This window comes from Psychroserpens burtonensis DSM 12212, from assembly GCF_000425305.1.
Classification (GTDB): domain Bacteria; phylum Bacteroidota; class Bacteroidia; order Flavobacteriales; family Flavobacteriaceae; genus Psychroserpens; species Psychroserpens burtonensis.
On record NZ_AUDE01000027.1, the window covers coordinates 15,270 to 30,063 of the forward strand.

The 14,794-nt window shown below is 34.3% G+C and carries 8 protein-coding genes; 2 read left to right on the top strand and 6 right to left on the bottom strand.

The window, feature by feature from the left end; genetic code table 11:
- Positions 1-26: 26 nt before the first annotated feature.
- From H593_RS0112540 to H593_RS0112550, 3 genes are all read right to left on the bottom strand, one after another.
- Positions 27-3,485, bottom strand: a complete 3,459-nt coding sequence (locus H593_RS0112540) for a pyruvate carboxylase (RefSeq protein WP_028872767.1) — start codon at positions 3,483-3,485, stop codon at positions 27-29.
- Positions 3,486-3,497: 12 nt separating this feature from the next.
- Positions 3,498-4,559 (bottom strand): hypothetical protein, encoded by a 1,062-nt coding sequence (locus H593_RS0112545; protein WP_028872768.1) that lies wholly within the window; start codon positions 4,557-4,559, stop codon positions 3,498-3,500.
- Between the two features lie 220 nt (positions 4,560-4,779).
- Complete coding sequence (locus tag H593_RS0112550) at positions 4,780-5,727, bottom strand: tRNA dihydrouridine synthase (protein ID WP_028872769.1); 948 nt, start codon at positions 5,725-5,727, stop codon at positions 4,780-4,782.
- Positions 5,728-6,159: 432 nt separating this feature from the next.
- Between H593_RS0112550 and H593_RS0112555 the strand changes: the two genes are divergently transcribed.
- On the top strand, positions 6,160-7,539 hold the full coding sequence (locus tag H593_RS0112555) for a vanadium-dependent haloperoxidase (protein WP_028872770.1): 1,380 nt from the start codon (positions 6,160-6,162) through the stop codon (positions 7,537-7,539).
- A 170-nt stretch (positions 7,540-7,709) separates the two neighbouring features.
- On the opposite strand, the gene htpG is transcribed toward H593_RS0112555, so the two are convergent.
- Together htpG and H593_RS0112565 are read right to left on the bottom strand one after the other, a co-directional pair.
- Positions 7,710-9,620, bottom strand: a complete 1,911-nt coding sequence (gene htpG / locus H593_RS0112560) for a molecular chaperone HtpG (protein WP_028872771.1) — start codon at positions 9,618-9,620, stop codon at positions 7,710-7,712.
- A gap of 254 nt (positions 9,621-9,874) precedes the next feature.
- Entirely contained in the window at positions 9,875-12,319 is a 2,445-nt protein-coding gene (locus H593_RS0112565) for an alpha/beta hydrolase family protein (protein WP_028872772.1), read from the bottom strand.
- A 227-nt stretch (positions 12,320-12,546) separates the two neighbouring features.
- Between H593_RS0112565 and H593_RS0112570 the strand changes: the two genes are divergently transcribed.
- Complete coding sequence (locus H593_RS0112570) at positions 12,547-13,557, top strand: 3-oxoacyl-ACP synthase III family protein (RefSeq protein ID WP_028872773.1); 1,011 nt, start codon at positions 12,547-12,549, stop codon at positions 13,555-13,557.
- 775 nt (positions 13,558-14,332) lie between these two features.
- Here H593_RS0112570 and H593_RS0112585 read toward each other — a convergent pair.
- Positions 14,333-14,794 (bottom strand): hypothetical protein, encoded by a 462-nt coding sequence (locus H593_RS0112585; protein WP_028872775.1) that lies wholly within the window; start codon positions 14,792-14,794, stop codon positions 14,333-14,335.

Genomic DNA, 14,794 nt, shown 5'->3' on the forward strand with positions numbered 1-14,794 from the left:
CTATTATGGAGTAACAAAAATTATTATCACAAACGTTCTATAGTGAGCACCAAATCATCCTGTTTAACCATTTTACCTTCCTTTAAAGTTATAGATTTTACTTTTCCTGTTTTAGAAGCGGTAACGGTTGTTTCCATTTTCATAGCTTCAATTATAAATAGAGGGTCATTTTCTTTAATGGCCTGTCCTTTTTTTACTAAGACTTTGTAAAGCGATCCTTGTAAAGGTGCGCCAATTTGATCAGGGTTTGAGGTGTCTATTTTAGTGTTTTCTTCGAGTTTAATATTTAATGACTTATCTAATATATCAACAAACCTATTTTCACCATTAACTTTAAAAAACACAGTTCTTACGCCTTCATCATTTGGAATTCCAACTGATAGCAATTTAATTATGACTGTTTTTCCTGGTTCTAATTCTATTAAAATTTCTTCTCTAAGCTTCATACCATAAAAGAAATTTTTACTTGGAATCAATGTTAGATTCCCATACTTTTTATAGTTTTCATGGGCTTGTTCAAAAACTTTTGGATATAAGGTATAGGATAAAAAATCTTCCATTTCAATATCACGCGTGAATCCTTTTTGGAACTTTTTTTGGAACGCTTTAAATTCAACATCAAAATCTATAGGCTTTAAATGCGCATTCGGTCTATTAGTGTATGGTTTCTTGTTTTTTAGAATTATTTTTTGAATTTTCTTCGGAAATCCGCCATAAGGTTGACCTAAGTCTCCTAAAAAGAAACTAATAACAGATTCTGGAAAAGAAATGTCCTTACCGCGTTCTAAAACATCTTGTGTCGTTAAATTATTCGTGACCATGAAAATGGCCATGTCCCCAACAACTTTAGAACTCGGTGTTACTTTTATTAAGTTGCCAAAGAGTACATTAACTTCTGCATACATGGTTTTAACCTCTGCAAAACGATCTCCTAATCCTAATGCTATGGCTTGAGGACGTAGATTAGAATATTGTCCGCCAGGGATTTCATGTTGGTAAATCTCTGCTGTTCCTGCTTTTAATCCAGATTCAAAAGGATAGTATAATTCCCTCGTGTCTTCCCAGTAATTTGAAAACTCATTTAAGGTTTTCATATCAAATTCATGAGCGCGAGGTTGATTTTTCATCATTTCTACAACCGAATTGAAATTGGGTTGGGACGTTAAACCAGACAAACCGCCTAAAGCGACATCTATAACATCAACACCTGCTTCTATAGCTTTTAAATAGGTCGTTGTTTGAAGTGATGAGGTATCGTGAGTATGCAAATGAATAGGTAATTTGACAGTATCTTGTAAAGCTAAAATTAACTCTGTTGCAGCATATGGTTTTAATAATCCTGCCATATCCTTGATGGCAATCATATGTGCACCAGCATTTTCTAAATCTTTTGCTAGTTGTGTGTAATATTTTAGAGTGTATTTTGTTTCATTGACATCTAGAATATCTCCAGTATAACTTAAAGCAGCTTCCGCAATACCGCCAGTTTTATTTCTAACATAGCTAATGCTTGGTTCCATGGCTTTTACCCAGTTTAAGGAGTCAAAAATTCTAAAGATATCCACACCATTTTCCCACGATTTTTCCACAAATTTTTCGATGAGATTATCTGGATATGCCTTGTATCCAACACCATTAGAGCCACGCAATAACATTTGGAATAATATATTAGGGACTGCTTTACGTAATTCTCTTAATCGGGTCCATGGGCTTTCATGTAAAAATCTTAGGCACACATCAAAAGTAGCGCCTCCCCAAACTTCCATACTAAAAGTATTGGGATGGTTTTTAGCAAAACTTTCGGCGACTTTTAGCATATCAAAAGTTCGCATTCGTGTGGCCAGTAATGATTGATGCGCATCTCGCATTGTTGTGTCTGTGTAGTGAATTTTTTTCTCATCTTTTAACCAAGCACAAAACTTCTCCGGACCCATTTGTGTGAGTCTATCTTTTGTGCCTTTAGGATACGCTTCAGATATGCTAAATTTTGGAACCTTAGCAGTTCTAAACACTTTGTTGCTGTCAATATGTTTGACGTCTGAGTTGCCGTTCACGATAGCTTCAGCCAAAAAATTCACCACTTTAGACGTTCGGTCTTGTGGGAGTTTGATATCGAATAGAGCTGGCGTGTTTTGAATGAAGTTTACCGTCACCTTTCCTTCTTTAAAGGTGTCATGCTGAATCACATTTTGTAAAAAATGGATATTCGTTTTAACACCTCTAATTCTAAATTCTTTTAAGGCTCTCACCATTTTACGAATAGCACCATCTAAAGTTCTACCATGCGAAGAGACTTTAACGAGCATGGAATCAAAAAACGGACTCACTTGGTAACCTTGATAAATACTTCCGGCATCTAAACGAATACCCATTCCTGACGCACTTCTATAGGTTGTGATATTTCCATAGTCTGGTGTAAAGTTATTTGCTGGATCCTCTGTGGTCAAACGGCACTGCAGAGCAAAACCATAAGTTGCAATAGAGTCTTGGTCGTATATTTTAATTTGTTTACTATCGAGTCTGTAATTTCCTGCGACAAAAATTTGAGTTTTAACAAGATCAATTCCCGTCACCATTTCTGTTACGGTATGTTCCACTTGAATTCGTGGGTTAACCTCAATAAAATAAATATTATCTTCTGTGTCAACTAAAAACTCTACGGTACCAATATTATTATAATTGACTTCTGTCGCGATATTAACTGCGTATGTATATAAATTTTGTTTTACCTTGTCTTTGATATTAAAAGAAGGTGCAATTTCTACTACTTTTTGATGGCGACGTTGAACAGAACAATCCCGTTCATGTAAATGTCTAATAGTACCATGATTATCTGCAACAATTTGAACCTCTATGTGTTTTGGGTTTTCAACATATTTCTCTAAAAACATAGTGTCATCGCCAAAAGCATTAAGAGCTTCGTTTCTAGCCGAATCAAAATGGAGTTCTAAATCTTTACCCTGTCTTATAATTCGCATTCCGCGTCCTCCTCCTCCAGAAGCTGCTTTTAGCATTAAAGGATAACCAATGGAAACAGCCTCAGAAAGCGCAACTTTTAGTGAAGTTAATTTCTTTTTGTTACTTTCAATAACGGGAACATTACATTTAACAGCTACTTCTTTTGCTGTGATTTTGTCTCCCAAAGCATCCATCACTTCAGGTCTAGGACCAATGAAAATAATACCGTTAGCAGCACACTGTCGAGCAAATTCTGAATTTTCAGAGAGGAATCCATAACCAGGATGGATGGCATCAACATTTTTAGATTTTGCTAAATCAATGATTTGATGAATATCTAAATAAGGTCTTAATGGTTGGTTATCTTCTCCTATCTGGTAAGATTCATCGGCTTTATTTCTATGCTGAGAATAGCGATCCTCATAGGTGTAAATGGCTACAGTTGTTAAATTTAATTCTGCACATGCTCTTAAAACACGAATAGCTATTTCACCTCTGTTGGCAACAAGAACCTTTTTTATTTTCATTTTGATAGGGTGTTATTTTATGATATATGGATTTTCGTTTTTGTAATTTCTGATAATAAAGTTTAATGTAGAATCTAATATTTCGCCCATATTTTTTGAGCGCTTAAATTGAATATCACCAGTAAGGTCAAACAATCCAGTTCTTAATTGTTTGATTTTTTCTTTTGAAGAGATTTGATCTGCTTTCATACAGGTGATTAAATCATGTAAACGTTCGTGTTCACTTGTCGCTCGTTTCGCCAAAAGAGACCGTTCTTCTTTTTCGTATTGCGCTATAGATTCTTTTGCTAAAACCTCTAAAGATAATTTAACTAAATCATTGTTTTCTTTTAAAAATTGTGGCTTATATACTTTTGGATTGCCCTCATAGCTTTGTTGGTCAAAATCTACTGCGCGAATACGATATTGTTTACGGTCAAAATCATGAGTAATTACTATAACATAGTTGTAAGAGCGCATATCTGCTAAGAGCCTTACAAAACAACGTTCGTTAAATTTGACGAACTCTTTTGCTAAAGCCCGTTTATCTTGTTCTGAAATCTCTCTGAGGTGTTCACTAATATAGGTGTCTCCTGGAATACCAGAAATATGTTCTTCAATCAAGGTGTCTTTATAGACTAAAAAATTAATATGGTTTGGAGAGAGTATATGCTCTAGTTCTAAACCATAAATACGTGAAGCATCTGCTTTTTTAATATATAAAAAAATATAGTTGTCATTCAAGATATTTCTAACTTTAACTCGAAAAGGTTTTGTGTTTCCGAAGGTGCAAAAATCAATACTATCAATATTTAAATATGGTAGTATGGTAGCGCTACCGTCAGAATGTAATATGGAATACACCTGTTTTAAACTGAGTTTGATTTCTTCGCTTTCATGCTCAGCAAAAAAGCAGCTTACCCAAAGTGTGTCATTATCGTTATCATCAAAAATTTCTACTGCGCCTTGAAACCGAAGTAAGTCGTCATAAAAAATCGGGATTTTAATATTTCTACCTTGTGCCGTGAGATATGTTGATAGCGCATCGGATATGGGATAAGCAGGTTTTTTCTTTGAAATGAGTTTTTCGTTCATAATAAACTTCTATAGCGTATAAGGTAAATTTAAAATTAGAAATTACAAAGCCTACGTTTAAAAATTATAGAGGTTTAAAAAAATAAGGAAATATAGATTTTAGAATATGATTTTTACTGTGATTTTAATTTTGAGCTTGCTAGAAGCGTTTAAAGTGTTAGCTACAGGATTAACATTAAGCGCACTCTAATGATGACGTATTGTTTAAGATTAGGAGGTTTTATTCCTCAGTATTTAAAATTTCTTTTACAGCTTGTTTGTACTTAACTGGATTAGTTGCTTTTTTTATTTTTTTGTAAGTTTTTTGAGGATTCGAAAAAGAACGAGAAAAATATTCCCAAAAGCCTAACATTTTCATTTTTATTGGTGTTGGCCCAGATAATGCAGCATCGTATTGTTCGTATATTTCGTTGTGAAAAGATTCAAACAACTCCCAGCGATTTTTAGGATATTCTGTAGTATCGTTTTTTATCATACTAGGTAAAAAAGGATCAGCAATTAAACCACGACCAATCATGAAATGGTCGATACTTGGGAAACGCTCATGCATTTTTTTAAACTCTGCTAAAGACGTAATGTCTCCATTGTAATACAGTTTATGTTTGGCTACATCTATACATTTTTGAAAGGCGTCCAAATCTACACCTCCTTTATATAGTTGCTTTCCAATACGTGCATGGATGGCTACGTTTTTAAGTGGATATTTATCTAAAATAGGAAAGGTATGTAATATTTCTTCGCTGTTTTCGTAACCCATCCTCATTTTCATAGAGACCAAAATATCAGTTTCATTATGTGCGCGATGTAAAATGTCGTCTATTTTATTGGGGTCACAAATTAAGCCAGATCCCATTCCGCGATTGGTGACCATCGGGTAGGGACAACCTAAATTCCAGTTGAGCTCTTTATAGCCAAATTGCTGTACGTATTTGGCAACAAATAAAAACTCGTCTGCATCATTAGTAATAACTTGCGGTATGACTTCTAAAGTGGTATTGTTTTCAGGTAATAAATCCCGCTCATAGGAAGATTTTACTTTTAGTTTTCCATTTAAACGAATGTATGGCGCATAAAATGTATCTATACCACCAAAATATTTATGTTGTGCGTTCCTAAAACGGTAATCGGTAAATCCCTGTAAAGGTGAAGATAAAAGTGTAAAACTCATAGTGTATGCTTATCGCAAATATAAGCTAATTGTTTTTTGTTTTGGGAGGGTTGTTTTTGATTTTATTAAGTGCATTTTTATAAAAACCGTTTCAATATGTTGTCATGAATTGAAGTAGATTAGTTGATGTTCCCACAAAATTAAGTTATAAAAATCACCTTGAATGAGCCAACATGTTTTAGTGTATTGTAAGATTCTAAAACACGCGCAGTATAATCAATACTTTTAGCATTTTACAATTGTGTAATATCCAGTATTTCTTGTTTTTATTAGAAAAACAGGAAAACTATTATGTTTTTTTAAAAATTAATTTAACTTGGTCTCAATATGCAGTGTGTAATTTAACTCGATTTAAGAGTTGAGCTTATGTAGGATACAGTACGTATTTTTTTTAATTAAAAGATGCTTTTTGTTTAAAGTAAATTCAATGCTATGACAACTTCAAATTTAAAATGGATACTAGGATTAGTATTTGCTTTAGTTGTATTTGAATCCTGTGAGACGGATGATGATCAATTTAATACTGTTCTAAATGAATCCATAGTCTCTGACGACACAACGCAACTTATAGTTGAATGGAATGGATTATTTTTAAAACTAGATCGGTATACTTTTGGAATGAGACCAAATGCAACAGCTAGAGCATTGGCATATATTCATCTTGCAGCTTATGAAACTGTAGTTGATGATATGACAGATTTCACTTCTAATACGTCACGATTACAAACCTTAACTATTGACAGTACTCAACGTGCAAATAGTATTGATATAAATATTGCATTAAATACATGTTATGCCCAAGTTGTAAATCACTTTATGTACAGTACAACAAGTGAGGTTGATGGAGAAATAGACGTGTTTAAAGCTATGAAAGAGACTGCTTTGGCAGTAAACACATCAACTGAGCTTCTGGAGGACTCTCGACAATGGGGAAACTATGTAGCTCAGCAAGTTATCGCTTATAGTCAGACTGATGTTCAAGCAGAATCACAAATATTAGAACCTCAACCATTATCTTATGAGCCTCCAGTTGGCGAAGGGTTCTGGACGTATAGTGCTGATCCAGAAAGAGCATTGTTTCCTTATTGGGAATCAGTACGAACGTTTGTAATCTCCACTGATGAGACTTCTAGTATCGCACCAATGGCGTACAGTGCAGATTCAAATAGCGACTATTTTGCACAGATGATTGAGGTCTATACTCGAAATAATACAGCAAAATTGGAGGATAATGAAGATTTATGGATTGCTGAATATTGGTCAGACGATGTTGAAGGTCTTATGATGAGTCCGCCAGGTAGGCAAATTTCAATAGCCAATCAATTAATTATTCAACACGATTTAAATCATGAAACATCTTTAGTCCTGTTACTTAAACTGGGATTTGCACTTAATGATGCAGCAGTATCTACTTGGGCAGATAAATATAACTATATGGTCATGCGACCAAATACATATATACAGGAATTTATAGATGCCGATTATGAAACTAATCTCTATAGGTTTATCAACTGGCCAAATCCATCATTTCCAAGTTATCCATCTGGGCATTCCTGTTTTGTTTCGGCAGCAGGAGGTGTTTTTATCAACACTTTTGGTAATGATATAAATTTTACTGACCGCTCTCACGATGGTAGAACTGAATTTAGAGGAACACCAAGACAGTTTAATTTTATTAGTGACATGGTAGAAGAGGCTTCGTTTTCTAGAGTCCCTCTTGGTGTGCATATGCGCATAGATTGCTCAGAGGGCATGCGATTAGGTTATGAAATCTCAGAAGCCGTGAATAATTTTGAGTTATCCGTTAACTAAAACAAATAAACCACTTTGAATTAACAAAGTGGTTTTAAACTAATATTTCCGAAGAAATAAGTATTAATATGTAGCGCTTCAACTTGCACTTCTTGAGCTTTGCTCAATACGTTCAATGAAAAGATATATTCATTTTAGTCGTGCTCAGTGTGACACTTCGAATGAGAATCTTACTTAATCATCTCATAACTACGCTTAACAAAGTTCGTGAGTTCTTCACCTTTTAATAAGCCTTGAGACAAACGCGCCAAGTCTAAACTTTGAGTAATCAGACGTTCTTGCTTTTTCTTAGTCTTGGTGTTTAGAATTTCACTAACCAACTCAGAGTTCGTATTTACGATTAGATTGTACATCTCTGGCATATTACCAAACATGTTCATTCCGCCTCCACCAGTTTGTTGCATCTCTTTCATACGACGCATAAATTCTGGTTGTGTGATAATAAAGGGTGACGCATCACTATCCATAGCTTCTAACTGTACAGCGAATTTCTCTGAAGGAATTGTTTCTTTTAATAAGGTATCTAAAGTCGTTTTCTCTTCTTCGGAAAGTTTAGAAATTGCAACCTCGTCCTTTTTGATTAAATTATCGATATGATCTCCATCAACACGCACAAAAGAAATATTTTCTTTTGATGATTCTAATTTCTGAATCAAGTGCGGTACAATTGGAGTATCTAGCATTAATACTTCATAACCTTTAGCTTTTGCAGACTCAATATACGAGTGTTGCGTATCCTTATTAGAAGCATACAAAATAACAAGCTTGCCATCCTTATCGGTTTGATTCGCTTTTGTTTTATTGAATAGTTCCTCGTAGGTATAGAATTTACCATCGACGGTTGGATATAATGCAAAAGCATCTGCTTTTTCAAAGAATTTATCTTCAGAAAGCATTCCGTATTCAATCACAATTTTGATATCATCCCATTTCTGCTCGAAATCTTCACGGTTAGCGTTAAATAACGATTTTAATTTATCGGCAACTTTACGTGTGATATAAGACGAAATTTTCTTTACAGCACCATCGGCTTGTAAATATGAACGTGATACGTTTAATGGAATATCTGGAGAATCAATCACACCTCTTAACATGGTTAAGAATTCTGGTACAATCCCTTCTACGTTATCTGTAACGTACACTTGGTTTTGATACAATTGGATTTTGTCCTTTTGCATATTCATATCGTTTGTCATTTTAGGGAAATATAAAATCCCTGTCAAATTAAACGGATAATCTACATTTAAATGAATATGAAATAAAGGCTCTTCAAATTGTGCAGGATATAATTCTCTATAAAAACTTTTATAAGCAGCATCATCTAAATCTGCTGGTTGTTTTGTCCACGCAGGATTTGGATTATTAATAATATCATCTACAGTAATTTTTTTGTGAGGCTCAGTTGTTTCTTTTCCTTCTTTATCTGTAGTTGTCGCTGGTGTAAATTCAGGATCATTAACTTCTTTAGTTCCAAATTTAATTGGAATAGGCATAAACTTATTATACTTAGATAATAATTCGCTAATGCGATTCTCTTCTAAAAACTCAGTAGAATCTTCAGCGATATGAAGAATAATTTCAGAGCCTCTTTCCGTTCTGTCAGATGCTTCTAAAGTGAATTCAGGTGAGCCGTCGCAAGTCCAGTGTGCAGCTGGTGCATCCGTATGTGATTTTGTAATGATCTCCACTTTTTCTGCAACCATAAAGGCAGAGTAGAATCCTAGTCCGAAATGACCTATAATCCCAGAATCCTTTGCAGCATCTTTGTACTTGTCTAAAAATTCTTCAGCTCCAGAGAAGGCTACTTGATTGATGTATTTTTCAACCTCTTCAGCACTCATCCCTAAACCTTGATCGATAATATGAAGCTTCTTCCCTTCTTTATCAATTTTAACTTCAATTACTGGATTTCCGTATTCGCTTTTAGAATCGCCAACACTTGCTAAATGCTTTAACTTAAGTGTTGCATCTGTTGCATTACTTATCAACTCACGTAAAAAGATCTCGTGATCGCTGTATAAGAACTTTTTAATTAACGGAAAGATATTCTCTACCGATACATTAATACTTCCTTTTGTCATATTTAATTTTATTAAATGTTCCCACGAAAGTAGGAATCTGTTAATATTTAGATTTATATTCTACATATGGACTAGTCAAATAAAATACCAAGAGCTGATTTGTGACAAGATGACATAAAAAGGTAAAGTTTTAATTGTTGTAAATCTGTCAGTTCGAGCGCGATCGAGAACGTTGAATATCGAATATCAACGTATTTCGATTACACGTAACGTGACAGTTTTTTTTTAGTGATAGGTTTTAAGAATTATTTTTTTTAATCTTTTATAGTCTCTGTGTTTTCAATGACCTCCTCTTTCTCTACGCGATTCTTCACATGGGTATCTAACCATTGGTCTTGTTCCCAAAGCATGTGCATAATAGATTCTTTAGCTCTATAACCATGACTTTCTTTTGGTAACATGACGAGCCTTACAGGTGCTCCTAAACCTTTTAAGGCATTAAAATAACGCTCACTCTGTAAGGGATAGGTGCCCGAATTATTATCGGCAACACCATGAATTAAAAGTAACGGTGTTTTCATCTTATCGGCATGCATAAAAGGCGACATGTTATCGTAAATTTCTGGAGCTTCCCAATAACTGCGTTCTTCACTTTGAAAGCCAAAAGGTGTCAATGTTCTATTATAGGCACCACTTCTCGCAATACCTGCAGCGAATAAATTAGAATGTGATAATAAATTGGCTGTCATAAATGCGCCATAACTATGACCTCCAACTGCGACTTTGTTTCTATCGATATAGCCAAGGTTATCAACCGCGTCAATTGCAGCTTTACCGTTGGCGACTAATTGTGTTCTAAAAGAGTCATTTGGCTCTTTGCTACCTTCTCCTACAATTGGAAAAGCCGCGTCGTCTAAAACAACATAGCCTTTAGTTACCCAATAAATTGGTGAGCCCCAATAGGGATAAACAAATTCGTTTAGGTTTGCTGTACTCTGAGAAGCACTCGCTTTATCTTTAAATTCACGAGGATAAGCCCATAAAATCATAGGGTATTTTTCTCCTTGTTTATAATTCAATGGTAGGTAAAGTGTGCCTTCTAAATCTAAGCCGTCATCACGTTTGTAGTTGATGATACGCTTATCCACATTCTCAAGACTTTTAAACGGGTTTTCAAAAGCAGTGATTGCTTTTAAATCATTTTTATTATTAATATTTCTAATATAATAATTAGGGTATTCTTTCTGAGACTCAATACGAACAAGGATGTCCCCTTTTTTCATGTCGATAGCAGCGTTTAAGCTTTCGAGCTTATCTGTATATTCTGATTGATACAAACGTTCCGTATTACCGCTTTTTACACTATAAGCGTCAATAAAAGGAAACTGACCTTCTTTAGAATAACCATCTCCCATTAAATAGAGTTTGTCATCATTCATGGTTAATGTGCTTTGACCATATTCGTTTTTAGAGTTTACAAAATTACCTGGGTCACTATACACATCTTGGTAATTACGGTCTGAGATTATTTTAGAGGTTGCATTAGACGGATCAAAAAGGTAGGTTTTTGTGTTTCTTGTATTCCACCAATAGTCATAAGCTACAGCAGTATTGTCATCTCCCCATTCAACACCAGTAAACCGTTGTTTCGTCTTTAAGAGGAGTTTGGCTTGACCATTAAAAGGTGCTGTTATTTCGTAAAGTGCATCTCGGTAATCAGCTTCAACTTCTGGATCACCTTTGTCTAATGCTTCAGACCAAACTAAAGTAGCTGGTTTATCTCCTCTCCAGGTCATATTGCGTTTGCCCATTCTGGTGGACATAAATCCTTTAGGTCTAACTTCATCTAAAGCGACCTCATTCACGGTTTTAATTTTATTCCCTAGGGCATCGTACATGATACTTTCACTTGGAAATCTTGTGTAAGTGACTAAATATGAAAACGGTCGCTTTGCCTTAGTGACCATAATATAATTGCCATCAGGCGAAAAACTAATGTCACGATACATGTCTGCGCCTAAGAAGTCTTCAATATTACCAGTTACAGATACTTTTTTAATTTCCGATCGGGCGAGTTGTTCAAAATTAAATACATCATTTGGTGTTCTTAATAAATCTTGATAGGTTCTGTTTTGTGCTTTTTCACCATCACTAACGGATATTGTAGGACCTGTTGGTACTGCTATTGCTGTATCAATTAAAGATTTTCTGTCACTTGGTAACATTTTTACTAGAAGATTTTTATTGTCTTTAAACCAATTAATAGTACTTCCCATATTAGCGTTAATAGAAGCTGTGGTCAATTTTGTGACTTTAGCTTCTGCAACATGCAAAACCCAAACTTCTACACCCTTAGTCGTTGTATTAAGACAGGCAATCATAGATTCGTCTGGTGACCAGCTAAAGCCAGATAATCTTGCGTTTTCAGGCAACCCAGAAACTTGCTTGACATCTATATCTTTTATTTTTTTTACTTTGAGATTCGTATAATAATTTGTTCTGCTACCAATATTAGTGACTGGATTAATACGTAATCCTGCTAAACGCAATTCGATTTCAGAAAGCTCAGCAATAGATTTATACTGATTACGAGATAATAAAACCATGTATTCTCCTTTGCTGTCAATTTGAACACCTGGCGCCAAGTCCACATCAGCTAATTCTAAAATCTCTTCTGAAGGTTGCTGGTAGGTTAAGCTTTGCTGAGCATAACTATTTAGGAATATTAAAAATGCAAATAATTGGAGGAATGTTCTCATAATTGATTAATAACGGTTTAGTGGCTTCAAGATACTTAAAAATGAAACTGAAAAATGGGATGGAGTTGTTAAAATTATAAATAGTCTTATGCGTGCATAATTAATGTTATCACAACTAAATCTTTGCTAGCTCTTAAAATGGTAAATTTGGTCCAGATAAAACGCTAATGAGATTTCTGATGTAATCCTGAGCACAGCCGAAGGGCGGAAACGAAAATAAAATTACTATGTACAATTCCAAGATTATAGGTTTGGGACATTACGTTCCAGACAATGTGGTGACCAATGCTGATTTATCCAAAATGATGGATACAAATGATGAATGGATTCAAGAACGCACAGGTATAAAAGAGCGTCGTTGGGCTGTAAAAGGATCTGGCGATACTACTGCAACAATGGGAGTGAAAGCTGCTAAAATTGCGATTGAACGTTCTGGACTTGATAAAGATGAGATTGATTTTATAGTGTTTGCAACCTTAAGTCCAGATATGTATTTTCCTGGGCCAGGAGTTCAAGTGCAACATGCTTTAAATATTAAAACTGTTGGTGCTTTAGATATTAGAAACCAATGTTCTGGATTTGTCTATGCGATTGCTGTGGCAGATAATTTTATTAAAACAGGGATGTACAAAAACATACTTGTGATTGGTAGTGAATTACATTCTCATGGATTGGATAAAACAACGCGCGGACGAGGAGTAACCGTAATTTTTGGAGATGGAGCAGGCGCTGCGGTTTTAACAAGAGAAGAAGATACGAGTAAAGGGATTTTATCAACGCACTTGCATTCCCAGGGTGAACATGCTGAAGAGTTGGTGTTAATTGCACCAGGAATGGGTAAGCGTTGGGTCAGCGATATTATTGCAGATAATGATCCTAATGATGAAAGTTATTTCCCGCATATGAATGGACAGTTTGTATTTAAAAATGCAGTGGTTCGTTTTAGTGAAGTGATCATGGAGGGTCTACTGAAAAATAATCTTGAGGTTGATGACATTGATATGTTGATTCCGCATCAAGCTAATTTGCGTATTGCACAATTTATTCAGAAGAAATTTAAATTAGAGGATAACCAAGTCTTTAATAACATTCAAAAATATGGTAATACGACTGCTGCTTCTATTCCAATTGCTTTAACTGAAGCATGGGAAGAAGGCAAAATCAAAGAAGGAGATACTGTTGTGTTAGCTGCTTTTGGTAGTGGGTTTACTTGGGGAAGTGTGATTATCAAGTGGTAAATTCCTGCGCAGACAGTCCCGAAACTTCGGGATCTTTGTCGTAATTCAAAACCATTAGAGTTATGAGATTCATTTATAGAAACAGGTTTAAAATTGTTGGTGAAAAACACCAACAATGGCTGAGTTATTAGTTCGTTACACTAACGAATAAAGAATTTAAATTGTATTTTTATTCTCTAAATAGATCCAAACGTAATGAACAACAGTTCTCAAAGAAAAAAAATAGGTGGAGGAGTGTTACTTGTATTTTGTAGCATATACTTTGCATTTCAATTTAAATATGTAAGTAGTTTAAATCAAATTTTAGGAATGTCTGCTTCGGCTGTTTTAGCTGTAATTGGGTTTTATTCGATTTATAAATCGAGAAAAAACATATCTTCATAAAGTTCAATTGAAACTTTTTCTAAAAATATTCTTTTCGCTTTTAATTTTGGAGATCTCCATTGGACTCACTAATGTTTTGTTTTTTCAAAATAGCGCTATTTTGTTTGTGTTAAGTTAAGTCCAATAACAAATTTTTTAGTGATTATACTTATCATGCCGATAAGCTTTTTTGGAAGAGAGTTGCCTTTTTATGCCCGTGAAAGTTGGGTTGCCATTGTATTAACTATTCTTAATATTTCAATTCAATCTCTAATAATTGTGAAGCTCTTAAAAATTTGGCGATCCTATAAAACAAAAAATCCCAAAGATTGAACTTTGAGATTTTTTTGTTATTATCTATCATTCTAGCACATAAGATTTAATTATGTTCTTTTCTTGTTTAACTAATTATTTAATCAACTTTTGACTCAAAATCAAAACTCTTAACAATACTATCTCTTACATGTAGTTTTAGCGTAGTGATTTTGAAATCTAGCGCAGTATGTCCAATTAACTCGTAAATTAATATACTCTTATTAGAATTTACTTCTTTAGGTTTGCCAAAAACTTTTTGAATTTCATCAATGTTCTTGCCAATAAAATAGTCAGATTCTAATAGGTCATCAATCATTTTGTGCCTCTCTGAGATTTCATTCATCCATGTGGTTTCACTAAAGTTCTCTTTAGGTATTTTGGTAATATAATAACTAAAACAAAGAGCATAAATAATAAATGAGAACACACCAATTAAACCAGATAATACATATAAAAGTTTTTTTCTTGATTTAAAAAATGAAAGCTTATTCAAACACCATTTTGCTATAAAAGCAATTGCAATTATTATAAGTATTAGAATGAAAATTCTTAAAATCAT

Excerpts from the sequence above, each read along its gene's own strand:
- H593_RS0112555 (WP_028872770.1), top strand. The coding sequence starts at position 6,160 with ATGACAACTTCAAATTTAAAATGGATACTAGGATTAGTATTTGCTTTA.
- H593_RS0112545 (WP_028872768.1), bottom strand. The coding sequence starts at position 4,559 with ATGAACGAAAAACTCATTTCAAAGAAAAAACCTGCTTATCCCATATCC.
- H593_RS0112565 (WP_028872772.1), bottom strand. The coding sequence starts at position 12,319 with ATGAGAACATTCCTCCAATTATTTGCATTTTTAATATTCCTAAATAGT.
- H593_RS0112540 (WP_028872767.1), bottom strand. The coding sequence starts at position 3,485 with ATGAAAATAAAAAAGGTTCTTGTTGCCAACAGAGGTGAAATAGCTATT.
- H593_RS0112550 (WP_028872769.1), bottom strand. The coding sequence starts at position 5,727 with ATGAGTTTTACACTTTTATCTTCACCTTTACAGGGATTTACCGATTAC.
- htpG (WP_028872771.1), bottom strand. The coding sequence starts at position 9,620 with ATGACAAAAGGAAGTATTAATGTATCGGTAGAGAATATCTTTCCGTTA.
- H593_RS0112570 (WP_028872773.1), top strand. The coding sequence starts at position 12,547 with ATGTACAATTCCAAGATTATAGGTTTGGGACATTACGTTCCAGACAAT.
- H593_RS0112585 (WP_028872775.1), bottom strand. The coding sequence starts at position 14,794 with ATGATTTTAAGAATTTTCATTCTAATACTTATAATAATTGCAATTGCT.